This window comes from Rhodococcus sp. NPDC056516, assembly GCF_042794655.1.
GTDB lineage: Bacteria > Actinomycetota > Actinomycetes > Mycobacteriales > Mycobacteriaceae > Rhodococcus_F.
This window is the reverse complement of sequence record NZ_JBHTTG010000006.1, coordinates 433,566-458,889: the sequence shown is the minus strand read 5'-3', so window position 1 is coordinate 458,889 and position 25,324 is coordinate 433,566. Positions and strand designations below refer to the sequence as shown.

The 25,324-nt window shown below is 63.2% G+C and carries 22 protein-coding genes; 13 read left to right on the top strand and 9 right to left on the bottom strand.

Annotated features, from left to right (window positions below; all coding sequences use genetic code 11):
• The first annotated feature begins 31 nt into the window (after window positions 1-31).
• Genes tsaB through tsaD form a run of 3 tightly spaced genes read left to right on the top strand, consistent with a single transcriptional unit; the run spans window position 32 to window position 2,241 of the window.
• On the top strand, window positions 32-685 hold the full coding sequence (gene tsaB, locus ACFQ6Y_RS20800; RefSeq protein WP_378636639.1) for a tRNA (adenosine(37)-N6)-threonylcarbamoyltransferase complex dimerization subunit type 1 TsaB: 654 nt from the start codon (window positions 32-34) through the stop codon (window positions 683-685).
• A 27-nt stretch (window positions 686-712) separates the two neighbouring features.
• On the top strand, window positions 713-1,207 hold the full coding sequence (gene rimI, locus ACFQ6Y_RS20795) for a ribosomal protein S18-alanine N-acetyltransferase (RefSeq protein ID WP_378549971.1): 495 nt from the start codon (window positions 713-715) through the stop codon (window positions 1,205-1,207).
• Complete coding sequence (gene tsaD / locus ACFQ6Y_RS20790; RefSeq protein ID WP_378534429.1) at window positions 1,204-2,241, top strand: tRNA (adenosine(37)-N6)-threonylcarbamoyltransferase complex transferase subunit TsaD; 1,038 nt, start codon at window positions 1,204-1,206, stop codon at window positions 2,239-2,241. Before rimI ends, tsaD begins: the two co-directional genes overlap by 4 nt.
• Window positions 2,242-2,261: 20 nt before the next feature.
• Here the strand turns inward: tsaD and ACFQ6Y_RS20785 are convergent, their stop codons facing one another.
• Window positions 2,262-3,851, bottom strand: coding sequence for an Hsp70 family protein (locus tag ACFQ6Y_RS20785; RefSeq protein ID WP_378636635.1), 1,590 nt, complete (start codon window positions 3,849-3,851; stop codon window positions 2,262-2,264).
• A gap of 161 nt (window positions 3,852-4,012) precedes the next feature.
• Here ACFQ6Y_RS20785 and ACFQ6Y_RS20780 point away from each other — a divergent pair, with 161 nt between their 5' ends.
• Window positions 4,013-4,573 carry a potassium channel family protein gene (locus ACFQ6Y_RS20780; RefSeq protein ID WP_378636631.1) on the top strand — a complete coding sequence of 187 codons (561 nt, stop codon included), beginning with the start codon at window positions 4,013-4,015 and terminating at the stop codon, window positions 4,571-4,573.
• Window positions 4,574-4,592: 19 nt separating this feature from the next.
• On the opposite strand, the gene ACFQ6Y_RS20775 is transcribed toward ACFQ6Y_RS20780, so the two are convergent.
• Entirely contained in the window at window positions 4,593-6,308 is a 1,716-nt protein-coding gene (locus ACFQ6Y_RS20775) for a TIGR03767 family metallophosphoesterase (RefSeq protein ID WP_378636627.1), read from the bottom strand.
• A 232-nt stretch (window positions 6,309-6,540) separates the two neighbouring features.
• Here ACFQ6Y_RS20775 and groES point away from each other — a divergent pair, with 232 nt between their 5' ends.
• Together groES and groL are read left to right on the top strand one after the other, a co-directional pair.
• A complete protein-coding gene (gene groES, locus ACFQ6Y_RS20770) occupies window positions 6,541-6,840 on the top strand; it encodes a co-chaperone GroES (protein WP_003940763.1) in 300 nt (99 codons plus the stop codon).
• A gap of 86 nt (window positions 6,841-6,926) precedes the next feature.
• Entirely contained in the window at window positions 6,927-8,537 is a 1,611-nt protein-coding gene (gene groL, locus ACFQ6Y_RS20765; RefSeq protein WP_378534421.1) for a chaperonin GroEL, read from the top strand.
• A gap of 73 nt (window positions 8,538-8,610) precedes the next feature.
• Here groL and ACFQ6Y_RS20760 read toward each other — a convergent pair whose 3' ends face one another.
• From ACFQ6Y_RS20760 to ACFQ6Y_RS20745, 4 genes are all read right to left on the bottom strand, one after another.
• On the bottom strand, window positions 8,611-9,348 hold the full coding sequence (locus tag ACFQ6Y_RS20760; protein ID WP_378636624.1) for an anti-sigma factor domain-containing protein: 738 nt from the start codon (window positions 9,346-9,348) through the stop codon (window positions 8,611-8,613).
• A gap of 1 nt (window position 9,349) precedes the next feature.
• Window positions 9,350-10,018, bottom strand: a complete 669-nt coding sequence (locus ACFQ6Y_RS20755) for a sigma-70 family RNA polymerase sigma factor (RefSeq protein WP_378636620.1) — start codon at window positions 10,016-10,018, stop codon at window positions 9,350-9,352.
• Between the two features lie 88 nt (window positions 10,019-10,106).
• Window positions 10,107-10,772 (bottom strand): fasciclin domain-containing protein, encoded by a 666-nt coding sequence (locus ACFQ6Y_RS20750; protein ID WP_230812285.1) that lies wholly within the window; start codon window positions 10,770-10,772, stop codon window positions 10,107-10,109.
• A gap of 165 nt (window positions 10,773-10,937) precedes the next feature.
• A complete protein-coding gene (locus tag ACFQ6Y_RS20745; RefSeq protein ID WP_003940939.1) occupies window positions 10,938-11,234 on the bottom strand; it encodes a WhiB family transcriptional regulator in 297 nt (98 codons plus the stop codon).
• Window positions 11,235-11,839: 605 nt separating this feature from the next.
• Between ACFQ6Y_RS20745 and ACFQ6Y_RS20740 the strand changes: the two genes are divergently transcribed.
• From ACFQ6Y_RS20740 to ACFQ6Y_RS20730, 3 genes are all read left to right on the top strand, one after another.
• The gene (locus tag ACFQ6Y_RS20740) at window positions 11,840-12,688 is read left to right on the top strand and encodes a hypothetical protein (RefSeq protein ID WP_378636617.1); all 849 of its coding nucleotides are present in this window, start codon (window positions 11,840-11,842) and stop codon (window positions 12,686-12,688) included.
• Window positions 12,689-12,863: 175 nt separating this feature from the next.
• On the top strand, window positions 12,864-13,442 hold the full coding sequence (locus ACFQ6Y_RS20735) for a sigma-70 family RNA polymerase sigma factor (RefSeq protein WP_003940953.1): 579 nt from the start codon (window positions 12,864-12,866) through the stop codon (window positions 13,440-13,442).
• Window positions 13,426-14,364 carry an anti-sigma-D factor RsdA gene (locus ACFQ6Y_RS20730; RefSeq protein WP_378636614.1) on the top strand — a complete coding sequence of 313 codons (939 nt, stop codon included), beginning with the start codon at window positions 13,426-13,428 and terminating at the stop codon, window positions 14,362-14,364. Before ACFQ6Y_RS20735 ends, ACFQ6Y_RS20730 begins: the two co-directional genes overlap by 17 nt.
• Before the next feature lie 87 nt (window positions 14,365-14,451).
• On the opposite strand, the gene ACFQ6Y_RS20725 is transcribed toward ACFQ6Y_RS20730, so the two are convergent.
• Window positions 14,452-14,856 carry a DUF5319 domain-containing protein gene (locus ACFQ6Y_RS20725; RefSeq protein WP_003940777.1) on the bottom strand — a complete coding sequence of 135 codons (405 nt, stop codon included), beginning with the start codon at window positions 14,854-14,856 and terminating at the stop codon, window positions 14,452-14,454.
• 243 nt (window positions 14,857-15,099) lie between these two features.
• Here ACFQ6Y_RS20725 and guaB point away from each other — a divergent pair, with 243 nt between their 5' ends.
• The 3 genes from guaB (at window position 15,100) to ACFQ6Y_RS20710 (ending at window position 19,718) form a co-directional block, all read left to right on the top strand.
• A complete protein-coding gene (guaB, locus tag ACFQ6Y_RS20720; protein ID WP_283303226.1) occupies window positions 15,100-16,623 on the top strand; it encodes an IMP dehydrogenase in 1,524 nt (507 codons plus the stop codon).
• A gap of 27 nt (window positions 16,624-16,650) precedes the next feature.
• A complete protein-coding gene (locus ACFQ6Y_RS20715; protein WP_003940976.1) occupies window positions 16,651-17,790 on the top strand; it encodes a GuaB3 family IMP dehydrogenase-related protein in 1,140 nt (379 codons plus the stop codon).
• 173 nt (window positions 17,791-17,963) lie between these two features.
• Window positions 17,964-19,718 (top strand): GMC oxidoreductase, encoded by a 1,755-nt coding sequence (locus ACFQ6Y_RS20710; RefSeq protein ID WP_378636610.1) that lies wholly within the window; start codon window positions 17,964-17,966, stop codon window positions 19,716-19,718.
• A 70-nt stretch (window positions 19,719-19,788) separates the two neighbouring features.
• Here ACFQ6Y_RS20710 and ACFQ6Y_RS20705 read toward each other — a convergent pair whose 3' ends face one another.
• Window positions 19,789-21,546: an Ig-like domain-containing protein gene (locus ACFQ6Y_RS20705; protein WP_378636607.1), complete on the bottom strand. Its 1,758-nt coding sequence runs from the start codon at window positions 21,544-21,546 to the stop codon at window positions 19,789-19,791.
• A 51-nt stretch (window positions 21,547-21,597) separates the two neighbouring features.
• Window positions 21,598-23,367, bottom strand: coding sequence for an Ig-like domain-containing protein (locus ACFQ6Y_RS20700; protein ID WP_378636604.1), 1,770 nt, complete (start codon window positions 23,365-23,367; stop codon window positions 21,598-21,600).
• Window positions 23,368-23,734: 367 nt separating this feature from the next.
• Between ACFQ6Y_RS20700 and guaA the strand changes: the two genes are divergently transcribed.
• Window positions 23,735-25,306, top strand: a complete 1,572-nt coding sequence (gene guaA / locus ACFQ6Y_RS20695; protein WP_020969072.1) for a glutamine-hydrolyzing GMP synthase — start codon at window positions 23,735-23,737, stop codon at window positions 25,304-25,306.
• Window positions 25,307-25,324: the final 18 nt, after the last annotated feature.

Genomic DNA, 25,324 nt, shown 5'->3' with positions numbered 1-25,324 from the left:
AGTTCTTCACGTGCGGGTACCCTGAGAAATCGTGCTTGTTCTCGCAATTGACACCTCCACTCCGGCAGTCACTGCCGGGGTCGTCTCCCTGTCGGCTTCGTCACCGGACACAGTGGAGACGCTTGCCGTGCGTGTCACGGTCAATCCTCGTGCGCACGCCGAGGTCCTGACTCCTCACGTCCTCGAATGCCTCGCCGAGGCAGGGCTCACGCCGGCCGAGTTGAACGCCGTCGTAGTGGGTGTCGGGCCGGGGCCGTACACCGGCTTGCGGGTCGGCATGGCGACTGGCGCTGCCTTCGGCGATGCTCTCGGTGTTCCCGTGTACGGCGTCTGCAGCCTCGACGCCATCGCGGCTGCGGTACCGACCACGGAGAGCTTGCTCGTCGTGACCGACGCGAGGCGTCGGGAGATCTATTGGGCGCGCTACGACGGCGGTGCGCGCGTCGAAGGACCGGCTGTGAATTCCGCCGGCGACGTTGATCCTTCGCCCTCGACGCTGATTGCCGGATCGGCGTCGCACGTGGACTTCTTCGACCTGCCCGTCGAACCTGCTGAGACACCGTCGCCGGCCGGGTTGGTGACTGTCGCTGCCCGCGAGATTCTGGCCGGCTCGGTTCCTGCCCCGCTCGAGCCGCTGTACCTCCGACGCCCGGATGCGAAGACGCTCGCAGAACGTGGCAAGTGAGACAGAGCAGATGAAGTGACAGAGCAGATGAAGTACAGCATCGAGCCGATGAATGTCGATGACGCCGAACGGTGCGCGGAGTTAGAGCGCGCCTTGTTCGCGGGCGACGGGCCATGGAGCGCACAAGCGTTCGTCTCGGAACTTGCGGGCGCACATAATCATTATTTCGTTGCCAGAGAACCCGACGGTCACGTCCTCGGCTACGCCGGAGTCGCCCTGTTGGGGGCGTCGCCGAACATGGAGGCCGAGGTTCACACCATCGGCACGGATCCTTCGGCTCAGCGGGTGGGAATCGGCAGCGCGTTGCTCGATGCGCTTCTGACGCTGGCGGATTCACGGCAGTGCCCGGTGTTCCTGGAAGTGCGTACCGACAACGAACCTGCGATCGCGCTGTACCGGCGTGAAGGATTCGAGATCGTCGGAACGCGAAAGAAGTACTACCAGCCCAGTGGGGCAGATGCGTACACGATGCGACGGCCCGCCGTGCTCGGTGTCCGCGAAACTGAGGAGCAGCAAGCATGATCGTCATGGGTGTCGAAAGCTCTTGCGACGAAACAGGAGTCGGTGTCGTTCGCTGGAACGGCGACGGAACCTGCGACCTGTTGGCCGACGAGGTGGCCTCGAGCGTGGATCAGCACGCCAGGTACGGCGGAGTGGTTCCAGAAGTAGCCTCGCGGGCTCACCTCGAGGCGATAGTGCCGACGATGCGCCGCGCCCTTGCCGTCGCCGGTATCGAGAAGCCCGACGCGCTTGCCGTCACTATCGGACCTGGCCTGGCCGGCGCGCTGCTGGTCGGTGTTGCCGCCGCGAAAGCTTATGCGGCAGCATGGAACATCCCCTTCTATGCGGTCAATCACCTCGGTGGTCACGTCTCCGTGGACACTCTCGAGCACGGTCCGTTGCCCTCGTGCGTCGCATTGCTCGTCTCCGGTGGTCACACGCACCTGCTTCACGTCGAAGATCTGGGTAAGCCCATTGTCGAACTGGGCACGACTGTCGACGACGCCGCCGGCGAGGCCTTCGACAAGGTGGCCAGACTGCTCGGACTCGGATTTCCCGGCGGACCGGCACTCGATGCTGCTGCGCAAGAGGGAGATCGGAACGCAATCGCCTTTCCTCGTGGCATGACCGGCCCGCGCGATTCGCGGCACGACTTCTCGTTCTCGGGACTCAAGACGTCGGTCGCTCGCTATGTCGAATCGAAAGAGCGCGCAGGCGAGTCCTTTTCGATCCCGGACATCGCTGCCTCGTTCCAGGAAGCGGTTGCCGACGTACTGACGATGAAGGCGGTGCGTGCAGCCAAGGATGTCGGAGTCGACACGTTGGTTCTCGGCGGCGGTGCCACGGCCAATTCACGTATCCGCTCGCTCGCCGAGCAGCGCTGCGTCGAAGCCGGAATCACGTTGCGAATTCCGAAACCTCGACTCTGCACGGACAACGGCGTCATGATCGCTTCGTTGGCCGCCCACCTCATCGGGAACGGCGCAGGCCCTTCGGAACTGAGTGTTGCGACCGACCCGGGGTTGTCGGTCTCGGTCAGCCAGTTGATGCGCTGAGATTCAGGCTGCGCTGAGAATCAACCGACTGGGGCCGGTTCCCGATCCGGTGTGGTCGCGGCACCCGGTTCGGGCGTCGCGATGTTCGGTTCACCGGGCTTTGTCGTCGGATTACTCCCACCGGGGGTCGTGATTTCCGTTTCGGTGGAACCGGATCCGGGATTTTCCGGTGTCGTCGGGTTTTCGCCGCCGCTCTCGCCCGGGCCGATACCGCCGCCCGGGTTTCCCTCGGTCGGATCGATCGGAGGCGTCGCCTCCGTGTCCGGGAGCGTCGGCCACCATGCCGGCGGATCGGGCAGTGTGATTCCGGGGATGGTCGGCCAACTGGGAGTCGTTGTTGTCGTGGTCGGCGACGCGGTTGTGGTCGAGGTGTCGGGTATCGGCGCCGGCGGAAGCGTGTACTGATGCGTTGTGTACGTGTGCGTGCCGTACGGCTGTGAGTCGAACGGTGTTGTGGGATACCCGTACTGCGGGTACGTGCTACCCGCTACCGAAGGTAGGGGGTCATGAGACGGGATGATCGTCGAACCGGTGCTCAGCGTCGCTTCGGGGCTCACCGTCGTCGTGGTCGAACCGGTTCCGACGGGCGAGACAGCGGTGTCATCGGTCGGCACCAATTCCTTTGCGCCGTAACCGAGTACCAGTCCGCCGACGACGAGCGCGCCGATCAGAGCGCCGGAGACTTTGGCCGTGGATCCAGAGCGCTGTGCAGTTCCGGAGCCCAACAAGGGGAAGCGGATTGCGGTGATCGAATCAGCAAGGAGCGCAGCACCTTTGGTTGCCGCAGTCTCAGGCTCGTCGATCTCGACCAGGGGGAGATCGACGGCAGCGGCGACAGCCGAGCGCACGGCTGGAATGTGTGCACCACCGCCGATGAGTACGACGGCACCGACGGGCCGCGGCGAGCCGTTCACGACCTCACGGATGAAGGTGACGGCGCGCTCGATGTCCGGGGCGATGATGGCCTCGAACTCGTCGCGCGAGATCGACATCGCATCGACGGGAAGGTCGATGGTGACCTTGGCGGCCGTGGACAGTTGTTCCTTCGCGACGTGGCACCGGGCGGCAAGTAGTTCCGCGTCGGTGTAGCGGCGCAGGTGCCCTGCGGCCTTCTCCGTGACGAACTCGACGAGAGCCCGGTCGATCCCGGCCCCCGCGAGGGCGTCGATACGGTCGGAATGCAGAACTTCACCGGTGTGGTCGACGACGGACACCGTCAGGCCCTGATCTCCGACATCCACCTGAGCTGTCGTGTCGTACCGCTCGGTCTTCCCGGTCTCGGCAAGGTAGGCGTGTACGGCGGCAGGTTCGGGGATGGCACGGACCTGCTTCGGCGAGCGGGAGAGCGAAGACCTGATACTCGCGAGCTGGTCGTCCGTGCGATAGCTGACACCGATGGAGCGCGGCGCCGCAGATCCGTCCGTTACCTGCGTCGTCATCAGCTTGATGGAAGCGCGAACGAGGTCGCCGACGTTGGAATTGGCCTGATCGGCCGAGACGAATCGGGTCTCGGCAGGCACGGCTCCTGGCGCATTTGTGCTGGTATCGGTGTCGACGAGGGCTGAATAGACACCGGAAGATCCAGTGGAAATTCCCAGTGAACAACTCATCGCGCACCTCCTCACAGTCAATACCGGTCAATGTTCAATCGACCGCCGTTATATGAACGTTACAGAAGGTTCGTGAGGATTGCTCAGTGCTTTTCGTCTCCGTGATGCTCATTTCGGACCGAAAGGGTGGTTTTACCTGGGAAATTGTCGATCATTGATTCATGCAGAAAAAAGGCGATTCTCCCCACATCGACGGCGAGCGGCGACGCGCGCTGATCCGTGGCGCGGTGCTTCGACCCACGCTGACGGTGATCGCCTTCGGATGCGCGTATTTCTTCCTGCCGTGGATCGACGTTCACACGGCGGGTGCGATCTTCCTGTTGATCGGTGGAGGGGTGGCGGTGCTTGCCGTGACCACCTGGCAGGTGTGGCGAATTCTGCGTTCCGACGTGCCTTCCCTGCAGGCGGTGGAAGCTGTGGCGGTGGTCATGCCGACGTACTTGTTGTTGGTGTCCATCACCTATTTTTCGGTCGAGCATGCGAGCGCCGGCAGCTTCACCGAACCTCTGTCACGGATGGCGGCGCTGTATTTCTCGCTGTCCGTCTTCTCGACCGTCGGTTTCGGCGACATCGCGGCGCAAACGGATCTGGCCAGGGGACTTGTGAGCCTGCAGATCATCTGCAATCTGGTGTTGATCGGGTTCGGTGTTCGATTCGTGGTTGCCGCAGTGTCGTGGGCGAAAGCGCACCGCTCGAGTTCGAGCGGACCTGAAATCGCCTAGGACACTGCGGCAATCGGGATCATCGTCCGGTGTGAACCAACAATTCGACGTTCTGATCGACGCCGGTACCGGTCAACTTCGGGTCGCGGTGGATGTCGTTGAACGACAGTTCCCGATACAGCGAGGCGAGCCCGGCTGCCGACTTGTCGCTGTAGTCGGCGGAATTGGGGCTCTCCGCCTCGAAGAGCGTCGCGAGCAAGGACACCGTTCCGTCGTGGTTGTCTGCGATCTCGACGATGCGCCCGAGTTGCGGGTAGTCGATGTGCGAGGCGGTGTTGATCTCCCAGAAGCCCTGTTCGGGGGTCGCGCCGGGCCACGGGGTGATCTTGTTCTCGTGAGTGTGTCCGTTGACCCAGGCGAGCACGTTCGGGAAGCGGTGCAGCAATTCGAGAAGCTGTGAACCGCGGAAGCGCGGCTCGAGGATGTTCTCGGGGTCGGGAATGAGATTGTCCATCGTGTCGCTCGTGTGGTGGCTGAACAGTACGAAGTAGGTGTCACTACGCGACTCGGTGACACGCGAGCCCGCTGCGTCGTAGTAGGTGCTGCTGCCGGCGCGCAGGGTGTTCTCGATCCACTGGAACTGAGCGGCGCCCAACGAACCGTCGACGAAGCCCGCGCGGTTGGTGGAGTCCATGCTGATGCCGACAACGCCCGGTGCGATTTCGAACGAGTAGTAGCCGATACCCGTTTCTCCGGCGTCGGGGGCGAAACCGTGCCCGACGGGGCCGGGGCCGGTGTGCGCCGGATCAAGGTGCGCGGCGATGAACTGCCGAGGTGTGAACGGCGCGCGAGACGGGTCGGGGGTGACCTGGCGCGGCGGCGTCGTGAAGGCGGACAGGATTCCGGGAATCGCACTGGGATCGAATTTGGTGGCGATGTCGATCTGCTTGGCTTGCTCGGGTGAACCGGGCACCTCGAATTTGAGAGATCCCGTGTACATCGCCTCGAGCGGCGGGATGCCGCTGGGCACCGTGCCCGACACCGAATCGTCGTGATTGCCGAACACGCAGTACCAAGGCGTGTTCAGGCCGGGGCTCGACACGGGAGTGAAAGCGGCACCGAAGAAATCGGGGATCTCGGGGAAACCGGCCTTCTTGTACATGTCGAGCATCGGTGACTCAGGGTTCCAGTACAGATCCGCGCCCGAGTTCTGCACACCCTCGTAGCGATCCTTGGCGCCGGTGTTGGCAACGACGGTTCCGCCGTTGAGGGAGGTGAGGAACCAGTCGAGTTCGGCGAATTCCTTGTTGTCCGTGTTGTCGCCGGTGGTGACAACGGCATCGAAGGGTCGCGACGTGTGTGGGCCACTGCCGATCGAATTGACTCGTCGGACAAGTGAAATCAGCCCGTGCGCCGTCAGGGTCTCCTGTGGGCGGAACGCCGAGCCGGTGATCTGGTGGACGTACTCGAATCGCATGGGGGACTGGGCGTCGACGATGTGGACGTCGGTCAACTGCACGAGCGAGGCGAGTGCGGTGCGGCGATCCTCGCGTCCTGACTTCGGCTCCGCCAACTCGCTGCGTACGATGTTCGCCCAACCCGGCCCGGCGGTGAGCCTGGTGTAGCCGCTGCTGCTGACGGGCGTGGACACGGACTCGAGAGTGGTGCCAGGACCTGACGTCGGAATGGTCGACGCGCCTGCATATTGCAGGCCCCACGGCTTGCCAAGGCTGACCGCGCCGACGGCGCCGAGTCCGGCGAAGGTCAGAAAACTACGGCGATTGATGTTCGTCACGAAGTGAACAATAGGTGAACGTGGTGGACGGCTGTCCTGTTTCGCTCTGGACGAAGAGAAAAATGCGCCCAGTCCTTGAGGGTTGGCACTCTCACGTATAGAGTGCCAATTGGCGCTGATCGAGTTCCGGCACCCGCGACGACGGGACTGCAGTGACGCGCCGTAAACGGCATACCCAACAGCTGTCCGAGGATCGCCTCGGACGCACATACCCCAAAGTGGAGGGCTCATCGTGGCGAGCGTCAACATCAAGCCGCTCGAGGACAAGATCCTCGTCCAGGCCAACGAGGCTGAAACGACGACGGCTTCCGGCCTGGTCATTCCTGACACAGCCAAGGAAAAGCCCCAGGAGGGCACCGTCGTTGCAGTCGGCGAAGGCCGCGTCAACGAGCAGGGCAACCGCATCCCGGTCGACGTCAAGGAGGGTGACACGGTCATCTACTCCAAGTACGGCGGAACCGAGATCAAGTACGCCGGCCAGGAATACCTGATCCTGTCGGCACGCGACGTGCTGGCTGTCGTCTCCAAGTAAGACACACGTGATCCGCCCCGGAGTCCACACAGGATCCCGGGGCGGAATGCGTTCACGCCCCGAAGATTCAGGAGCTGACAGAACAGATGTCCAAGCAAATTGCGTTCAACGAGACCGCACGCCGCGCTCTCGAAGCCGGAGTCGACAAGCTTGCCGACGCCGTCAAGGTGACCTTGGGCCCGCGTGGACGCCACGTCGTGCTCGCCAAGGCATTCGGCGGCCCCACCGTCACCAACGACGGTGTGAGCATCGCCCGTGAGATCGAGCTCGAAGATCCCTTCGAGAACCTCGGCGCACAGCTCGTCAAGAGCGTCGCCACCAAGACCAACGATGTTGCCGGCGACGGCACCACCACCGCGACCGTTCTGGCCCAGGCCATCGTCCGCGGCGGACTCAAGAACATCGCAGCGGGCGCGAACCCGATGGCGCTCGGCGTCGGCATCAACGCCGCAGCCGACAAGGTCGTCGAGGAACTGCTCGCCGCAGCCACTCCCGTCGAGGGCGAGAAGTCGATCGCTCAGGTCGCCACCGTCTCCTCGCGTGACGAAGAGATCGGCAAGCTCGTCGGCGAGGCACTCACCCGTGTCGGAACCGACGGCGTCGTGACGGTCGAGGAATCCTCCACCGTTGCAACCGAACTCGTTGTCACCGAAGGTGTTCAGTTCGACAAGGGCTACCTCTCGCCCTACTTCGTCACCGACATCGATGCGCAGAAGGCCATCTACGAAGACGCGCTGATCCTGCTCTTCCGCGAGAAGATCAGCTCACTTCCCGATTTCCTGCCGCTGCTCGAGAAGGTTGCCGAATCCGGCAAGCCGCTCTTGATCATCGCCGAGGACATCGAGGGTGAAGTTCTCTCCACCCTGGTGGTCAACTCCATCCGCAAGACCATCAAGGCCGTCGCCGTCAAGGCGCCGTTCTTCGGTGATCGTCGCAAGGCATTCCTCGACGACCTCGCAGTCGTCACGGCAGGCACCGTCATCAACACCGACGTCGGTCTCTCCCTCAAGGAAGCCGGCCTCGAATTGCTCGGTAGCGCTCGCCGCGTTGTCGTTACCAAGGACGAGACGGTCATCGTCGACGGTGCAGGTACCGCTGACGACATCGCGACCCGCGTTGCGCAGCTGCGTCGCGAGATCGAGAACACCGATTCGGATTGGGATCGCGAGAAGCTCGAAGAGCGTCTGGCGAAGCTGTCCGGCGGCGTGGCGGTCATCAAGGTCGGCGCAGCCACCGAAACCGATCTGAAGGAACGCAAGTTCCGCGTCGAGGATGCGGTCAACGCAGCCAAGGCAGCAGTTGCCGAGGGCATCGTCCCCGGTGGCGGATCGGCTCTCGTTCAGGCCGGTACGGCTCTGATCGGGAACCTCGGACTGTCGGGTGACGAGGCCACAGGCGTTGCCGTGGTCCGCGAAGCCCTCAACGCCCCGTTGTTCTGGATCTCCAGCAACGCAGGCATCGACGGTTCCGTCGTTGTCAGCAAGGTCGCCGAGATGACCAAGGGCGAAGGCTTCAACGCTGCCACCCTCACCTACGGCAACCTGCTTGCCGACGGCGTCGTCGACCCGGTCAAGGTCACTCGCTCGGCAGTGGTCAACGCCGCTTCCGTCGCGCGCATGATCCTCACGACCGAGAGCGCCGTCGTCGAGAAGCCGACCGAGGAAGTTGCCGACACCGGACACGGTCACAGCCACTAACTCGCTGCTCGTAGTTTCGACAAAAAGAGATCCCCCACCGGAATCCGGTGGGGGATCTCTTTTCGTCTGGCGATCAGATGAGCGGGATCGTTGCGAACGGCTCGCTCGTCGGCTGCTGCGATCCGCCGGGCGGTTCGACAGTGAACGCCAACTTCGTGTTCGGACCGATGCCGTCGAGCACCACCTGGGTAGTGGGTTTGACGTCGCCCGGAGCCATCGTCCCCATCGGGATCATCGTGGTGTCGTCGGTGTCGCCCGGCACCAGCCACATCTGGTAGACGGTATCCGGACTCGGGGGAGTCACGTCGTTCATCACGAGGACTGCGGCGTCTTCGGAAGGCGAGAACAGCGTCGTGGCACTTCCGCCGCCCGGGATTTCACGCGTCGTGGCATGAACGTCGGGTGCTGCCATGATTTCGGATGCGGGGTTCTGCGGCGGCGTGTTGTCGGACAGCGTGCGTCCGATTCCGATGCCGCCGACCAGGATTGCGACTGCGGCGGCCGCCGCAAGAGCCATGGTCCACGGGCGTCGACGGTTACGACGCTCGGCCAGTGAGATCGGGGCGTCGGCAGCAGCGGTCTGTTCCGAGATCGAGGCGAGGACGCTGCTGCGCAGTGACGGCGGGGGCTCGACGGCGTCGACGACGGTCATCGCAGCCATGGTTTCGGCGGTGAGTCGGACCTGGGCATCGAATTCGGCGCGGGTCGCGGAGTCCGAAGTGGCAAGTCGTCTGTCGACCTCACGGCGCTCGTCGAGGTCCAACGCATCGATCGCGTAGGCGTACGCGTAGTCGATCAGCTCTTCGTCCATCTCACATCACCCCCAAACATCCACGTAGGCGCAGTAGTCCGTCGCGAATTCGCGACTTGATCGTGGGAATCGCCACGCCGAGATCTTCGGCCACCTCGCGGTACGTTCGGCCGCCGTAATAGGCGAGAGTCACCGATTGGCGTTGAGTGTCCGTCAGCGTTTCGAGACAGTCGGTGACAGCACGATGCTCGTCTCTTCGTGTCACCTCATCGCTGACGACGTCGAACTCGGGAGTCGAATTGGTGGTGTCGTAGAGAGCCTGTCGATCCGAACTCGACTGTTCGGAGCGAACGCGGTCCACCGCGCGGCGGTGAGCGAGCGTCAGGAGCCAGGAGAGTGCGGACCCCTTGGCCGGATCGAAACTGTCGGCCGATTTCCAGGCTTGGAGGTAGACCTCTTGGACAGCTTCCTCGGAGAAGCCTGGATCACGGAGTACACGTAGAACCATGCCGTAGACGCGGGAGCTGGTTCGGTCGTAGAACTCGGCAAAGGCGCTCTGGTCGCCGCCGGCAACGTTCGCGAGGATCACTGCCAGCTCGCGTGATTCCGCGATTCGCGCGGTGCGGGCCGCAGAATTGTCCGTCGGGCATGCGTCGGCCGCATCCGACGCATGGTCTGGCTCGCTCACGAAGAGTTGTCTCGCTTCATCGCGTACAACCGTAGCGTGCATGTCCGGTTCTTTTCTCTCGGCCCGCCGTTGGCCGCTGTGCGCCTTTATTAACCGCGGGAGGTTAACAAAGGCGCACAGCAGGTGGGGACTACTGCGGCATCAGCACCGAATCGATGAGGTAGACGGTGGCGTTTGCGGTCTTGACTCCACCGCAGACGACGGTTGCGTCGTTGACCTTGATGTTGTCACCGGATCCGGTGACGGTGACCGTTCCGCCCTCGGCGGTGGGGTGCGTTCCGTCGATCGCGTCAGGGGCGATCTGGCCGGGAACCACGTGGTAGGTGAGGATCTTGGTCAGCGTGGCGCTGTCCGTCTTGAGGCTGTCGATCGTGGCGGGGTCGATCTTGGCGAATGCCGAGTCGATCGGTGCGAAGACGGTGAACTCGCCACCGTTGAGAGTGTCGACCAGGTTGACGTCCGGGTTGAGCTGGCCGGAGACTGCCGCGGTCAAGGTGGTGAGCAACGGATTGTTGGATGCCGCTGTGGCAACCGGATCCTGGGCCATTCCGCTGACCGATCCGGCGCCGCTCGGCACTGCAGCTGCGTAGTCGGCACAACCGGCACCGACCAGATCAGAAGCGGGCTCTGCCATCGCGCTGCTGGGAGACATGCTCGATCCCATGGGCGAAGACGTCATGGCGGCGCTCGAGGTGTCGGTCGACGAATCGTTGTCGTCGGAGGAGCAACCGACGACGCCGAAGACGGCGAAAGAAGCTGCTGCGGTGACTGCCAGAACTCGAGTAGAGGTGTTCATGGGTCTGCCTTCCTGAAGGGATGTGCTGAGGTGCACTGTCAGAAGGCATTCGGAGTCGGCTGTCGACAGGATGGGTCGGTTTCCTAAATTCTTTTCACGAACTGGTGTGGGCATGCAAAAGCCCCCGAATACTCTCGGGGGCCTTGTGCTCTCGACCTGCGCGTATCAGGACGCTATGCGAGTGGTGCGACGGTGGCGTGCGTGTAGTTCACGTTCGGTTTCCGACATTCCGCCCCAGATGCCGTACGGCTCGGCGACGGTCAGCGCGTGGCTGCGGCACTGCATCAGTACCGGGCACTGACGGCACATTTCTTTTGCGCGGGTTTCGCGCTGGGCACGTGCTCTACCGCGTTCGCCATCAGGATGGAAGAACATCGAGGAGTCGACTCCGCGGCACAGACCGTGCATCTGCCAGTCCCAGATGTCTGCGTTGGGGCCTGGAAGGTGATTCGGTGCAGGCATGTTGACTCCTTACTGCAAGCTCGCGTTGATCAACGAGCGGACCAAGTTGCCCGGAGGTTATCCGGGCCTTCTGAATCGTTCACGCTTGCTAACCGTAAGGGTGCTGAGTAAATCGCGTCAATAGGCTCGTTCAGTGGTGATCGGCATATATCGAAATGCGAGAGTTAACGAAGTATATATTTACATTTCGGTTCCTTCGTGCGTTGTGCTGCGCCGATGTCGGAATCGGGCCGATCGATGGGCTGACCGAGAAACCTGGCTGCTCGAGATGCGAAACCCACAGATCAGGGATATGTTTGCTGCTGATCGCCCGGCGAAATCGCTCCGTCGTTCAGCTCGGTTTGCGTCATTTGTCCGATATTGAGCGAACGAGGTTTCGCTCCATTTCGGGACTTAGTGCCCAAGTTTAAACTAGGACATCTGTCCAATAAGTAATGCGCAGTTAACGTCACGGATATATGCCCGTTAAATATCATTACGAGTACATTTGGCAAATCTCAGTTGAATATCTGATTAACTCCGACAAACTTGCCTTTTGGTATTTCCGTGCCACTTATGGCATCGGTCAGGCGCTTGACTGCTGGTGCTGCTGCGATGATCTACCTGTGTCGACACCTGAGCGCCCTGAGACAGCTGTACGATCCAAAACCCTCGAGTCCGCCGCGTTCGGCGCGGATCCGGACCTCGACCGGCTCCCGGAGCCCGGCTCCACCCGGGATTGGTGGACAACGGCAGTAGTTCTGGGTGGTCAGGGGCACTACGCCAGAGCGCGGGCGGCCTTGGATGTCCTGGACCGGCTCACGGCCGGGTTCTCGACGCATTCGGATCGAGTCCTTGCCTCTCTGTCTGCCAGCACAAGAGCGTCGTTTCTTCGTCAAAGCGGACGCCATGCGCTCGCGGCCACGTGGGACGGGCGTGCATTGGCGATAGTCGACGGCCGGCCCGTCAACGCGGAGGCTGCCTGTGATGCGCTGACCGGTCTGGCTGCGGACGCCCTCGGCTGTGGCCGGCTCCCGCTCGGCTGGCGGCTGCTGGGGGAGTGTCGGCGTCGTCTCGACGACGACGGTGCTCTGGTTGGCGACGGTGGGCTGTGGCGGCAGCAAATTCGGATCGAATGGGTCTCGGCGGAACTGGCGCTGGCGGGAGGTGACTTCACGCGCGCCGGCAGACACGCAGAACGCGCCGTCGAATTGTCAGGGGAATCGGAGTCTGTGCGGCACCGCGTGAAGTCGGATCTGCTGCGTAGCGCCGCGCTGACCGGAACAGACGCGAGCGCAGCCGTGAAGATGGCAGCAGATGTGTTCGGGCGGTGCCGGCAATACGGCCTGCTGCCCCTGGCCTGGGCGTCGTCTCTGTTGATCGAAGGTGTCAGCGGTGAGAGAACCTCACCGAGTGCCCGGGAGATCGGCGATCTGATTGCGATGCGTGGTGGATCACTCCTACCTTTGTCGTAACCACTCCACCGAAGTCTCCGGAGAACATTCCAGAAGGAGCTGTATCGATATCGCGACTGCTGGGCAGGCATGCGGAGACCAGCCGGTCCGGATGGTTACTCTTAGAGGGTTCCGCTGAGAGCGGGAGCACACCCGCTCGGGAGGTGCCACTGTAACGCCAGGATTTTCGCTGACGATGACAAATACGAGCGATGAGTTGGACACCGCGGTCGCCGCTGCTGCGCAGGGCGACCGTACAGCTCTAGCTTTGGTTCTGGAGAACATCCGACCGATGGTGGTGCGCTACTGCCGCGGTCGAGTGGGTGCGGCCGAGCGAGGACACCTGTCCGCTGACGACGTCGCACAGGAAGTGTGTCTGGCCGTGATGACCGCGCTGCCGCGTTATCAAGACCAGGGACGCCCGTTCATGGCCTTTGTGTACGGAATTGCGGCACACAAGGTTGCGGACGCACATCGAAGCTCCGCCCGTAACAAGTCGGAGCCCGTTTCCGAAGTACCGGATGTAATAGCACTGGATGATGGTCCCGAACAGCGAGCACTCGATTCGGAATCCAGCAGACAGATGCACGAACTGCTCGGCACACTTCCGGAGAAGCATCGGGAAATCTTGATACTTCGCCTGGTGGTCGGGATGTCGGCCGAGGAAACGGCCGTCGCCGTCGGTAGTACCGCCGGAGCTGTACGAGTCGCTCAGCACAGGGCGATCGCGAAACTGAAAAAAGAAGTAACGAAAGCAGGTGAGAGCTTTGGCTAGAGACGAGGGGCGTGACGCTTCGGATCTCGGTGATCTCGCCGACGACGGTACGCCAGTGGATTTGGCTGCGGTTCGGCGTGACGATGCGCTGATCGAATCCATTTCGAATGGTGGGCCAGTAGCAACCGATAGCACCGAACAGTACGAACTTGCGTTGATCCTCTCGCAATGGCGTGACGATGTCGTTGCGACTCCGATGCCCGAGGGTCCGTTGTTGGACGATGTCATCGCTGCAATCACAGCGACGCCGTCCGGCTTCTCCGATCGTCAGCGTTCACGTTCCCGTTCTCGATTGCGTGTGGTTCGTCCGATCGCCGCCGCTGCAGCTGTTGCAGCAGTGGTCTTCGGTGGCGCCACGGCGATGGCGTACGACGCCCAGCCCGGCGATGCCCTGTGGGGTGTCAAGCAGGTCGTCTTCGCCGACGAGGCCAACTCGACAGTTGCGAAGATCGACACGACTTCCGAGCTGGAAAAGGCCGAGCGGCTGTTGGCTGCTGGAGACATTCCTGCGGCAAAGATGGTGCTGGACAACGCAGCTCACCGTGCCGATGCGGTCAAGGACTCGCAGGACAAGACGGATCTCGTCGAGCGCTGGGGCAAGTTGATGACGCAGGTCCAGGAGACCACGTCACCCGCCGTACCGCCGTTGACGACCGACCAGCAGTCCTCGATTGCCACCTCTCCCACGGCGATTCCGGGGATCTCAGTCAATCCGGCCAACCCTCAGCTGCCTGGCGGCGTGACCACGACGACAACGCCCAACCCTGGAATCATGCAGGCGCCTGGTCCAAGCGCGGCGTCGTCGACACCGTCATCGTCGCCCACGGCAACGACCACGACGACGACGACAACAACTACGACAACGACGTCACTGGCTCCGGCCTCGTCGCCGTCGGGTGATTCTTCTTCACCCCCGCCCTGATCGTATCGCTGCGATCCGAGTCATACGAAAGTGGCCGACAAGCAATTGCTTGTCGGCCACTTTCGTATGAACTTGGTGGGGTTTCGCTCAGCTGTCGAAACCGTCGCCGTGCATCGCCTCGTTCATCGACGCGTCGGCGTATCCGCGGCAGTAGTCCCACGTGACATATGCCTCAGGCATCGGGTCGTAGGCAGGCTCGTGAGGGCGGACGGTTCCGTCCACGAGGAGCTGCAGCAGGTTTGCGCGCAGCATGTCCCAGTCGTGGTAGTGATCTTGTTGGCAGTCCTCGCAGCACACTACGAGACCGCGGATGCCGCGGTGAGCGAGGAGTGCCTCGTAAACGGCGAGGTCAGCGAGATCCTCCTCGACCGCTTGGCGTTCGTGGGGGTCGAGTGGTTGGCCCGGCTCGATGGCATCGAGAGCCGCGGAGGGGTCAGCTGGGTCGCCGGCGAAGGGATCTGGCGGCAGACCGGGGGGCAGTTGATCACGCACAGCACCACGGTACGCAGGTCAGGGGGGTCAGCGCCACTTGTTACGCGTACCCGCAGCGTGGGTGGGATGGTTCGGACCTTTGAGTGAGCCGATACCATGGTGTGCAACGCCGGGAAAAGGTGCCAGGAATATCTTTCTGTGCAGGTGCCTTCTATCCGATATCCAGCTTTCGTAATCCGTTTCGAGGCGGCTGCTACAGCGGTCGCCCTGGGCGAATCTAGGTCCATGGAGGGTCCTGACCGCATGAGTAGTTCTGCAGGACATGTACACACCGGAGGAGACGACCCCAACAAGGTCGCGATGCTGGGACTGACATACGACGACGTGCTGCTGCTGCCTGCCGCGTCCGACGTCATCCCGAGCCAGGTCGACACGTCCAGTCAACTGACTCGCGACATCCGTCTGCGGATCCCGTTGGTCAGTTCTGCGATGGACACCGTCACCGAGTCGCGCATGGCAATTGCGATGGCACGCGCCGGCGGCATGGGTGTACTGCACCGCAACTCGTCGGTCGACGTCCAGGCAGGACAGGTCGAGACCGTCAAGCGCTCCGAGGCCGGCATGGTGACCGATCCCGTCACGTGTAAGCCGACCGACACGATGGGCGAGGTCGACGCGAAGTGCGCTCGCTTCCGCATCTCGGGTCTGCCGGTCACCGACGACGCCGGCCAGTTGGTCGGCATCGTCACGAACCGTGACATGCGTTTCGAGGTCGACCAGAACCGCCCGGTCGTCGAGATCATGACGAAGATGCCGCTGATCACCGCTCAGGAAGGCGTCACCGCTGACGTGGCACTGGGCCTTCTTCGTCGGCACAAGATCGAGAAGCTGCCGATCGTCGACGGAAACGGCAAGCTCACCGGTCTGATCACGGTCAAGGACTTCGTCAAGACCGAGCAGCATCCCGACGCCACCAAGGACCGTGACGGTCGACTGCTCGTCGGCGCTGCAGTCGGTGCTGGCGATGACGCCTTCCAGCGCGCGATGGCGCTCACCGATGCCGGTGTGGACGTACTCGTGGTGGACAGTGCGCACGGGCATTCGTCCAATGTTCTCGACATGATCGCCAAGCTCAAGCGTGAACTGGGCGAGCGGGTTCAGATCATCGGTGGCAACGTCGCTACGCGTGCGGGTGCTCTGGCTCTGGTCGAAGCCGGCGTCGATGCCGTCAAGGTCGGAGTCGGCCCTGGTTCGATCTGCACCACCCGCGTCATCGCCGGTGTCGGTGCCCCTCAGGTCACGGCCATCCTGGAAGCGGTTGCCGCGTGCAAGCCTCTCGGTGTGCCCGTCATCGCTGACGGTGGACTCCAGTTCTCCGGTGACATCGCGAAGGCTCTTGCCGCAGGTGCGTCGACGGCCATGCTGGGTTCGCTCCTGGCCGGTACCGCTGAATCGCCCGGCGAACTGATTCTGGTCGGCGGCAAGCAGTTCAAGAGCTACCGCGGAATGGGTTCGCTCGGCGCGATGCAGTCGCGTGGCGAGGCCAAGTCGTACTCCAAGGACCGGTACTTCCAGGACGACGTACTTTCCGAGGACAAGTTGGTTCCGGAAGGCATCGAAGGACGTGTTCCGTTCCGTGGCCCGCTCTCGCAGGTGACGCACCAGCTCACCGGTGGTCTGCGCGCTGCCATGGGATACACGGGGTCGGCGACGATCGAGCACCTGCAGAACGCTCAGTTCGTCCAGATCACGGCGGCTGGTTTGAAGGAAAGCCATCCGCACGACATCACGATGACTGTCGAAGCACCCAACTACACCGCTCGTTAGCAACCAGTACACGAGAAAGGGGCGCGCGTGCGCGACCTCGTTGAGATCGGCATGGGTCGAACGGCCCGACGTACCTACGAGTTGGACGATGTGAACATCGTTCCCTCCCGGCGAACCCGTTCGTCGAAGGAGGTGTCGACTGCTTGGCAGCTCGACGCTTACAGGTTCGACATTCCAGTCCTCGCACATCCCACCGACGCATTGGTCTCACCGACCTTCGCGATCGAGCTGGGAAAGCGCGGCGGCCTCGGTGTCATCAACGGTGAAGGCCTGTGGGGCCGTCACCCCGATGTCGAGGAGAAGCTCCGGCGTCTCGTCGAGATCGCCGAGAAGGACGGTGGGGTCGACGCGGCCATCCGTTATCTGCAGGAGTTGCACGCGGCACCGCTGCAGGCCGGTCTTCTGGCCGCCGCGGTCGCGCAGGTCCGTGATTCGGGGGTCACCACTGCCGTTCGCGTCAGCCCGCAGAATGCGCGCGCACTGACGCCTGAGCTGATCAAGGCCGGAATCGACCTGTTGGTCGTCCACGGCACGATCATCTCGGCCGAGCACGTCGTGCACACCGAGCAGGAACCGCTCAACCTCAAGACGTTCATCTCGGAACTCGACGTTCCGGTTGTCGCGGGTGGGGTCAGTGACCACCGCACCGCCCTGCACCTGATGCGTACCGGTGCTGCCGGCGTCATCGTCGGGTACGGCTCCACCGAGGGCGCAACCACCACCGGTGAGGTCTTGGGTATCGGTGTTCCGATGGCCACGGCCATTGCCGATGCTGCAGCAGCCAGGCGCGACTACCTCGACGAGACGGGTGGACGCTACGTCCACGTCATCGCCGACGGTGACATAGCAACCTCGGGCGATCTGGCGAAGGCCATCGCCTGCGGTGCGGACGCTGCAGTTCTGGGAACGCCGCTGGCCGTGTCGGCCGAGGCGCCCGGTGGCGGCTGGTACTGGCCGTCCGCTGCGGCTCATCCTTCGGTTCCTCGAGGAGCGCTTCTCCCGGTTTCCTACGGTGAGCGTCCGAGTCTCGACCAGGTTCTGAGCGGTCCGTCGGATGACCCGTACGGTTCGCTGAACTTCGTCGGCGGTCTTCGTCGTTCGATGGCCAAGGCCGGGTACTCCGACCTCAAGGAGTTCCAGAAGGTCGGGCTGACGGTCCGCGCGTAATTTGTACCTTTCTGTGGCCCTGGTTCCTCGTGAACCGGGGCCACAGTTCGTTGTGCAGGACTTTCGTCCGTTCCTGATACTTGCGGTTACGCTTATGAGACCCCTTGTGGTGGTAGTCACAAGGAATAGGTGCATACTGGCGGGTAACTACGGTTCACGGTGGAGGTGTCCTGATGGGCAAGCAACGGGCAACGGACTACGACGTACTGATCGTCGGATCCGGGTTCGGCGGAAGCGTGAGCGCGCTTCGTCTCGTGGAGAAGGGCTACAAGGTCGGCGTCATCGAAGCCGGCCGACGGTATGCCGACGAAGACTTCGCGAAGACCAGCTGGGATCTCAAGAAGTTCCTCTGGGCTCCGAAGCTGGGTTGCTTCGGCATTCAGCGCGTACATCTGTTGCGCGACTGCCTCATTCTTGCCGGCGCGGGTGTCGGCGGCGGTTCGTTGAACTACGCCAACACGCTCTACCAGCCGCCGGAGCCGTTCTTCCAGGACAAGCAGTGGGCGCACATCACCGACTGGCGCAGTGAACTCACGCCGTACTACGAGCAGGCTCAGAAGATGCTCGGTGTGGTCCGCAATCCGCACATGACGCCCGCCGACGAGATCATGAAGTCGGTCGCCGACGACATGGGCGTCGGAGACACGTTCATCCAGACGCCCGTCGGCGTCTACTTCGGTGAGCCGGGCAAGAAGGCGAAGGACCCGTACTTCGGCGGTGTCGGACCCGAGCGCACCGGTTGCATCGAGTGTGGCGAGTGCATGACAGGCTGCCGTCACGGAGCAAAGAACACTCTTCTCAAGAACTACCTCGGCCTTGCCGAGACCGCTGGGGCCGAGATCATTCCGATGACCACCGTGTCCGGACTTCGTGAGGCTCGCGACGGTTCGTGGGACGTGTTCACCGAGCGAACCGGTGCATTCGGACGCAAGAACCGCCGCACGTACACGGCTGCGAACGTCATTCTCGCGGCCGGAACGTGGGGCACTCAGCATCTGCTCTTCGACATGAAGGACACCGGAGCGCTGCCCAAGCTTTCCGACAAGCTCGGCGAGCTGACTCGAACGAACTCCGAATCCATTGTCGGCGCAGGCAAGTACAAGGTCGATCCCGCACTCGACCTGACCCGCGGAGTGGCGATCACGTCGTCGTTCCACCCGAGTAGTGACACGCACATCGAGCCGGTCCGCTACGGCAAGGGTTCCAACGCGATGGGACTGCTGCAGACCTTGATGACGGATGGCGGTGGCTCGACACCGCGGTGGATCAAGTTCCTCGGTGTGGTCGCGAAGAACCCGTACCAGATGCTGCGCATGCTGACGGTCAAGGACTGGAGCGAGCGCACGATCATTGCCCTGGTCATGCAGAACCTCGACAACTCGATCACCACGTACACGAAGAAGGGCCTGTTCGGTCGACGCAAGGTCACCAGCAAGCAGGGCCACGGTCAGCCGAACCCGACGTGGATTCCGGAAGGCAACGAGGCGACGCGTCGAGTTGCCGCGAAGATCGACGGCGTCGCAGGCGGTACGTGGGGCGAGATCTTCAACGTGCCGCTGACGGCGCACTTCCTCGGCGGTTGCGCTATCGCGTCGGATTCCGATCACGGGGTCATCGATCCCTACCACCGCGTCTACGGCTACCCGACGCTCAGCGTCGTCGACGGAGCAGCGGTCTCGGCCAATCTGGGTGTGAATCCGTCGCTCACCATTGCCGCTCAGGCTGAGCGCTCGGCCTCGCTGTGGCCGAACAAGGGGGAGACGGACCTGCGTCCCGCTCAGGGCAGCGGCTACGAGCGTTTGGCTCCGATCGCACCCAAGTCGCCCGTGGTTCCGGCGTCGGCTCCGGCCGCGCTGGTTCTGCCGATCGTGAAGATCACCGGCGGCAAGACTGCTGCCACTGTTCCGGCTGAGCCTGCAGCCGGATAAGGTCTCCGCAAACGAAGATGGGGCGTGTCGTCGAAGATTCGACGACACGCCCCATCTCTGTTTCAGGGTGTCAGCCTCCTAGCGACCCGAACAGGGTGCCGAGGTCGAGGCTGCCGGTCCCGCCTCCGGGTCCACCGTCCGTATCACCGGGGACGGTCAGGGTCTGCGGCGCAGATGCGGAGGACGTGTAGCCCGAAGCGCCCACGAATTCTGCAGTGACACTGTAAGTCCCGGAGTTGTAGAACGTCGCCGGCACCGTCGCGACACCGTTGACCACGTCGACCGGTCCGCCGATGAGGGTGTCACCGACCTTGAACTGGACCTTGCCCGTGGCGCCGGCCGGATCGATCGTTGCCTTGAGCGTCACGGGGGTGTTCTTCTGGACGGTTCCGACGGCGTCGAGAACCGTGGTCGTCTCGACGTCAGCCGGAGCCGGTGTCGTGACGCTGACCGGGAATGCCGGGGCAGCGGAAGGCGCGAATCCTGGTGAGCCCGTGAACTTCGCGACAATCTTGTGCGTTCCGGTCGAGGTGAAGGTATACGGAGCGATGGCAACTCCGTCGGTTCCGACCGTGGCACTGACCGTTTCGGCGCCGTCGACGATGAAGTCGACGGTGCCGCCGGTACCCTGCGGATCGACCTTGGCAGTGAGGTTCACGTCCTGACCGACCTTCGCGGTCGACGGCGAAACCGTGGCAGTGGTGGTCACGGCGTCAGGCGGTGCGTCCGTCGTGACTGTCACGATCTTGGCCGACGCCGAAGTCGACGCCAGGAATCCGGGTGCGCCGCTGTAGCTTGCGGTGATGGAGTGTGGCCCATCCTCGGTGAAGGTCGGGGAGATGCTGGCCGATCCAGCCGTTACCGGCACTGCGTCCTCGAGTGGGTTGTCGCCGTCGAAGAACTGGACGGTTCCGCCGGTTGCGCCGCCACTGATGTTGGCTGACAGCGTGACGGGCGTTCCGTTCTTGGCGTTGGCCGGTCCGACGACCGTGGTGGTGGTTGCCTTGTCCGCCTCGATGATTCGCGTGGTGGCGAGGGGTCCGGCGCCGCTGTTGAGCGGACCGTTCTCGGCATCGCGCGGGGTGCATCGCGTGGGTGCCCAGGCGGTGATGACCAGAGTGGCCTTGGGGAGGAACGTGAGGAAGTTGCGATCGTTGTTCCACGCTCCCGCGCTGCCGCCGGTGCGTACCTTCATGGCTACCTCGCCCGAGTCGCCGGCCTTGAGAACTGCCTTGACCTGGGGGAGCTGGAACTGCGTGTAGCCGTCGGCATTGTTGGAACCGTCGACGTTCTTGCCGGTCGCCTTGACGACGATTCCGCCCTCGGAGCTGGTGCTCGAACTCGGGCTGTTTCCGATGACCTGGTTGTTTCCGGAAAGGCGCAGAATCGTTCCGTTGGGATCGACGTTGCCGTTCTCGTTGACGCGCAGGATGTTCGGCGCGACACCGCTGAGCCCTGCCGAAGTTCCGGGAACGATGGTGGCTTCCACCAAGGTGGCGTTCGCGGGAACGTCGACGTCGACCTTGATACGGGAGACGTTTTGGACGGTCGCCCCCGAAGCGGAGCCGGGGAAGGCGATGGGGCCCGGTTGGATGGTGACCTCGAAGGTTTCACCGGCTCCGATTGATTCCGGTGCGTCGACGATGACCGAGCCGGACTGGGATTGCGTGGTCGGCCCGGCGACAGCGGACGGGGTTGCGAGGCAACTCGTTCCGAAGGTTGTTGTCACCGGCGCTGCTGATGCGGGGATTCCCGCGAGGATGACGCCACTGGCTAGTGCCGTGACGGCGATCGGCGCCGCGATGCGGCGTCTGGAATGCACGAACATGGATTCTCCTGAGTTCGGTACGGGAGTGGTGTCCAAGGCTGATGTGGGGGATTAGCTTCCGAAGAGCGGGATGAGGCCGCTGAGCGAACCGGTGTCCACGCTTCCGGTGCCGCCGCCGTCGGTCGGTGCGGTGCCGACCTGCACGACCGTCGGACCGGAGACGGAGTTCTTCCAACCGGCGTCGCCGACGAAGTTGGCAGTGAGGCCGAAGGTTCCCTCGTCGTCGAAGGTGTGCGTGAGCGTCGCGACGCCGTTGACGACGGCAACGGGTGCGCCGATGGGCGTCGTGCCGGACTTGAACTGGATCATTCCGTTTGCTGTTCCGGGTGCGACGGTGGCCTTGAGCTGCAATGCTTTTCCAACCTGAGCCGAGCCGCTGACGGTCAGAGACGTAGTGGTATCGGCGCGAGCGGGTTCGGGATCGGTCACGTTCACCGTGAACGACGTGGACGTGGAGCCGATGAATCCGGTTCCGCCGGAAAACTCTGCCGTCACGGCTGCAGCGCCCGCTGATGCGAAGGTGTGCGGGAGGATCGCGACGCCGTCACCCGTGCCGACCGGTGCGGTACCGACCTCGGCGCCGTCGACCTTGAACGTCACGGTTCCGCTGCTCGGGATGGGGGAGACGGTGGCCGAGAGGTTGGTCGGTTCACCGACAACAGCGGTGAGTGGTTCGACAACTGTGGTCGTGGTTCCCCAGTCGGGATCGCTGACGTCGAGTTGGGTTGCGGTGGAGACGGAATCGCCGTAGCCGGCCTCGCCGGTGAACACTGCGGTGAAGCTGTGGGTGCCCGAAGCGTCGTAGCTGCGGGTCAGGGAAGCCGTTCCGTTGACCACAGCCACCGGTGCGCCGAGGTTGGTGTCGCCGTCCTTGAACTGCACTGTGCCCACGGCGTTTGCCGGTGTGACGACGGCGCTCACGGTGATGCTGTCGCCGACCAACGCGGCGTTCGGGGCTGAAATCGTAGTGGTGGTGTCCGCGGAGACGTCGACGGTCTGGACTCCGGAGGTCGAGCTGTGGAATCCCGAACCGGCGTTGTACGCGGCGGTGATGTCGTGGGCGCCGACGCTGTCGAAGGTGTGGGAGAGGGTGGCACTACCGCCCGAGACCGGGACCGGTGAGCCGATGTCGTTTCCGCCGTCCTTGAACTGGACGGTTCCGGTCGCGTTGGACGGCGCAACCGTTGCGGTCAGGTCGACCGGTGTGCCGACCTTCGCCGTTGCCGGTGCAACCAGTGTGGTTCCGGTGGCGACCGACGGGTCGACTACCTGGACGTTGACGTTGATCGGGTTGAGGCCCTGCTGTGTGCTGAAGGCGTTGACGTCGAAGAGCATGCCGCTGTCGTACGTCCCGAAGGCTGTTCCGACGGGGACCGTGTAGGTCGCCTCGAGCGTGACGGGTTGGTTCTTCTTGACGACGAATCCACCGACCAGGAAGGTGCAGCCGCTCGAGCACTTCGCTGAGACTCCGCCATCTGATTCGTTGCTGATCGTCGCCCGGTTGGTCACACCCAGGTAGGTGGCCTTGGCGCTGCCCGGCACGAGGACGAATCCTGCGGGCGGGATGTCACGGATCTTTGCGATCGACCGTTCGATGCCGCTTTCGTTGTGCTTGATCTCGGTCTTGTACGTGACGGTGTCGCCTGGGTGAACTGCCGCGTTCCCGATGACACTCTTCGTGAAGATCAGATTGTCGGTCGTGCCGGTGAAGCTGGTCGGCGGGGCTTCGTCAGCAGTGGCCGGCGTGCCGAGGACTAGAAGTCCGGCGGCAGCCGTCACAGCCGCGACAGGTATGGCGAGTCGTCGTATGAATCGACGCACAGGTCCTCCTCGAGGTGAGCGCCGTTCGGCGGCGCCGGCCGTTTGCGATCGTGATCCTGATCACTTGACGGGCGAGATTACCTTTACTGGACGTTTGGTTCAGGCGAATCGGTCAAACGTCCAGAAAATTCACCCTTCGTCCATTTCGGGCCCTGGCCTGCGATGATGCCGCTAATTTGATTGCCGAAGCTAAGGTGCGGGTGATTGGGGCGTCGTTGACCTGGACGGTGGTCTAGATCAGTGCGAGGTCGCTGCGCAGTTCTGAGGGTCGGCCTTTGTAGTGACGTACCTCGCGCTCGCTCGGCCGAGGAGCGGGCTGAGTCCATGCATGCGCAGAAGCGCTGGCTGCGGCGATTAGACTGCACCTGTGGCAGATATCGAGCAGCAGAGACCAGTTCTTGTCGTCGACTTCGGGGCGCAGTACGCGCAGTTGATCGCACGGCGAGTTCGCGAAGCCAAGGTCTACTCGGAGGTGATTCCGCACACCACGACCGTCGAGGAGATCGTGGCCAAGAACCCCTTGGCTGTTGTGCTCTCGGGTGGGCCCTCGAGTGTCTACGCAGACGGTGCTCCCAAGCTCGATCCCGCACTGTTCGATCACGACATTCCGGTTTTCGGAATCTGCTACGGATTCCAGGCCATGGCCGGCGCCCTCGGCGGCACCGTCGCCGAGACCGGTACCCGCGAATACGGCCGTACCGACATCGCGGTATCCGGCGGATTGCTCCACGACGGTCTTCCCGCGACGCAGCCCGTATGGATGAGCCACGGCGACGCCGTCACCGAAGCGCCTTCCGGCTTCGAGGTGACCGCGACCAGTGATGGTGCTCCCGTCGCGGCGTTCGAGGACCGCGCCCGCAAGCTCGCCGGTGTGCAGTACCACCCCGAGGTTCTGCATTCACCGCACGGTCAGCAGGTCCTGAGCCGCTTCCTGCACGAGATCGCCGGTATTCCGGCAGCGTGGACGGCGTCCAACATCGCCGATGCGTTGATCGAGCAGGTTCGCGAGCAGGTCGGCGACGGACACGCCATCTGCGGTCTGTCCGGTGGCGTCGACTCCGCTGTCGCTGCGGCTTTGGTTCAGCGCGCAATCGGCGACCGGTTGACATGCGTCTTCGTCGATCACGGTTTGATGCGAGCCGGTGAGCGCACGCAGGTCGAGCAGGACTTCGTCGCGGCAACCGGCGCTCGTCTGATCACCGTGGATGCCGCGGACACCTTCATCGGTGAGCTGGCCGGCGTCACCGATCCCGAGACCAAGCGCAAGATCATCGGCCGCGAGTTCATCCGCAGCTTCGAAGGCGCAGTCAGTGATGTTCTGGGCGAGAACGCATCTCACGGTGCGACCGTGGACTTCCTCGTCCAGGGCACTCTGTACCCGGACGTCGTGGAGTCCGGCGGCGGCACCGGAACCGCAAACATCAAGAGCCATCACAACGTCGGCGGACTTCCGGAAGACCTGCAGTTCAAGTTGGTCGAACCGCTGCGTCTGCTGTTCAAGGACGAGGTCCGTGCCGTCGGACGCGAACTCGGACTGCCGGAAGAGATCGTCGGACGCCAGCCGTTCCCCGGTCCCGGACTGGGTATCCGGATCATCGGTGAGGTCACCCGCGATCGCCTCGAGATCCTGCGTCAGGCAGATTCCATTGCGCGCGAAGAGCTTACGTCTGCAGGCCTCGACGGAACGATCTGGCAGTGCCCGGTGGTTCTTCTCGCCGACGTTCGAAGCGTAGGCGTGCAGGGAGACGGCCGTACGTACGGTCATCCGATCGTGCTGCGTCCGGTCTCGAGTGAAGACGCGATGACCGCGGACTGGACGCGTCTGCCGTACGAGACCCTCGAGCGCATCTCGACTCGAATCACCAACGAGGTTGCGGACGTGAACCGCGTAGTCCTCGACGTGACGAGCAAGCCGCCGGGAACTATCGAGTGGGAGTAAAAATAACTGTGCGCCTTT

Bases quoted from the DNA above. Each gene is read 5' to 3' on its own strand.
- rimI (WP_378549971.1), top strand. From the start codon at position 713: ATGAAGTACAGCATCGAGCCGATGAATGTCGATGACGCCGAACGGTGC.
- tsaD (WP_378534429.1), top strand. From the start codon at position 1,204: ATGATCGTCATGGGTGTCGAAAGCTCTTGCGACGAAACAGGAGTCGGT.
- ACFQ6Y_RS20785 (WP_378636635.1), bottom strand. From the start codon at position 3,851: ATGAGTTGTTCACTGGGAATTTCCACTGGATCTTCCGGTGTCTATTCA.
- ACFQ6Y_RS20780 (WP_378636631.1), top strand. From the start codon at position 4,013: ATGCAGAAAAAAGGCGATTCTCCCCACATCGACGGCGAGCGGCGACGC.
- groL (WP_378534421.1), top strand. From the start codon at position 6,927: ATGTCCAAGCAAATTGCGTTCAACGAGACCGCACGCCGCGCTCTCGAA.
- ACFQ6Y_RS20760 (WP_378636624.1), bottom strand. From the start codon at position 9,348: ATGGACGAAGAGCTGATCGACTACGCGTACGCCTACGCGATCGATGCG.
- ACFQ6Y_RS20755 (WP_378636620.1), bottom strand. From the start codon at position 10,018: ATGCACGCTACGGTTGTACGCGATGAAGCGAGACAACTCTTCGTGAGC.
- ACFQ6Y_RS20750 (WP_230812285.1), bottom strand. From the start codon at position 10,772: ATGAACACCTCTACTCGAGTTCTGGCAGTCACCGCAGCAGCTTCTTTC.
- ACFQ6Y_RS20745 (WP_003940939.1), bottom strand. From the start codon at position 11,234: ATGCCTGCACCGAATCACCTTCCAGGCCCCAACGCAGACATCTGGGAC.
- ACFQ6Y_RS20735 (WP_003940953.1), top strand. From the start codon at position 12,864: ATGACAAATACGAGCGATGAGTTGGACACCGCGGTCGCCGCTGCTGCG.
- guaB (WP_283303226.1), top strand. From the start codon at position 15,100: ATGAGTAGTTCTGCAGGACATGTACACACCGGAGGAGACGACCCCAAC.
- ACFQ6Y_RS20710 (WP_378636610.1), top strand. From the start codon at position 17,964: ATGGGCAAGCAACGGGCAACGGACTACGACGTACTGATCGTCGGATCC.
- ACFQ6Y_RS20705 (WP_378636607.1), bottom strand. From the start codon at position 21,546: ATGTTCGTGCATTCCAGACGCCGCATCGCGGCGCCGATCGCCGTCACG.